This window comes from Micromonospora sp. WMMD736, from assembly GCF_049179015.1.
Classification (GTDB): domain Bacteria; phylum Actinomycetota; class Actinomycetes; order Mycobacteriales; family Micromonosporaceae; genus Micromonospora.
In genome coordinates this window covers 1-1,620 of sequence record NZ_JBMHMI010000069.1, presented here as the reverse complement: position 1 = coordinate 1,620, position 1,620 = coordinate 1, and the positions used below count along the sequence as shown (strand labels likewise).

Genomic DNA, 1,620 nt, shown 5'->3' with positions numbered 1-1,620 from the left:
ATCGCATCCCGATGGTGATGCTGTTGGAAGGAGCGGGCTTCCGCCCGTCCGGTGAGCACTACGGCCGGTCCCCGACCGATCTGCTGGTCCAGGCCCGGTGCTCGGGTAAGGTGCCCACGGTCGCCGCGGTGCTGGGGCCGTCGGCCGGGCACGGTGCGCTGGTCGCCCCGGTCTGCGACTGGACCATCATGAGCCGCCAGGGCGCGATCTTCACCGCCGGCCCCCCGGTTGTGAAAGAGTCCACCGGAGAGAACATCTCGAAGGAGGACCTAGGCGGCCCCGGCGTGGCTTTGGCCAGCGGCGTCATTCACAACGTCGCCGAGGACGACGAGACGGTGATCGACGATATCCGCCGCTACCTTTCCTACTTCCCACCCAGCGCCTGGTCGTATCCGGCGTCGCTGCCCGCCGATGAGCACGCCGAGCCCCGGACCACGTCGGAGTTGACCGACATCGTGCCCCGCGGCAACCGGCGGGTGTACAACATGCGCGACGTCCTCGACGTGGTGTTCGACCGGACCGACTGGTTCGAGGTCCAGCCCAAGTTCGGTCCGGCGATCATCTGCGCGCTGGCCCATCTGGGCGGCCATCCCGTCGGCGTGGTGGCCAATCAGCCGATGGTGCTGGCCGGTTCGATCGACGCCGCCGCCGCGGACAAGGCGGCACATTTCATCACCGTCGCCGACTCCTACCACCTGCCGATCGTCTTCCTCGCCGACAATCCGGGCATGCTGCCGGGTAGCCGCTCGGAGCAGACCGGTGTGCTGCGCAGCGGGGCCCGGATGTTCGCCGCACAGACCGCCGCCACCACCCTGAAGCTGCATGTGACGCTGCGCAAGGCGTATGGCTTCGGCTCGATGGTGATGTCGTTGTTGGGTTTTGACAACCAAGGTGCGACGTTCGCCTACCCGGGCGCGACGATGGGCGCGATGAGCGCGGCCGCGCTGAGCCGCGCGTCGCACGCCGCCGAGGACGTCGAGGCCAAGCTGCAACGGATGGAGGTCGACGCGTCGTTCCGGTCGGCCGGCCACCTGGGGTTCGACGAGCTCATCCACCCCGAGGAGACCCGCAATGCCCTGCTGCACGCGTTGCAGCGCGGCATCTACAGTCGCCAGGTCGCCCCCGAGCCGGTATCCCGCACCCTCATTACCCCGTGATTTGTGGAGTCTGAGCCGCGGTGAGCGCGGTCGAGACGCCCCAAATCGCTTAGGAGCGGTAGGCGGAGACGATCGGTTCGAGTTCGTCGGGGGTGGCGCCGTGCATGATCAAGGCATCAGCGCCGTAGTCGAACTCCTTGCGGATCCGATCGACACACTGTTGTGCCGAACCGGTCGCCGACGGTTCGAGCCACTCGTCGGGGATCAGCGTGGCAATATGCTCGATCTGCTCGGCGGTGGCCTTGTGGTCGATGCCGCCGCCCACCGACTGCACCACCGAGTCCGCCCGGAACCGCTCCAGCACCGCGGGATCCCAGCCGTTGGTGCTCACCAGCAGGTCGCCGTAGCCCTGCAGATAGGTCGCCAGTCGCGCCACCGTCTTCTTCAGCCGCAGCTCCTCGGGCAGGTGATCGCCCACCGTGGCGAAGCAGGACCACACCCGCACACTGTCCGGGTCCCGCCC

The 1,620-nt window shown here is 68.0% G+C and carries 2 protein-coding genes; one reads left to right on the top strand and one right to left on the bottom strand.

The window, feature by feature from the left end:
* Positions 1-11 precede the first annotated feature (11 nt).
* A complete protein-coding gene (locus tag ACN269_RS33640; protein WP_421477217.1) occupies positions 12-1,157 on the top strand; it encodes a carboxyl transferase domain-containing protein in 1,146 nt (381 codons plus the stop codon).
* Between the two features lie 49 nt (positions 1,158-1,206).
* Here the strand turns inward: ACN269_RS33640 and ACN269_RS33635 are convergent.
* The coding region (locus ACN269_RS33635) for a hypothetical protein (protein WP_421477215.1) at positions 1,207-1,620 on the bottom strand (414 nt) is incomplete at its 5' end.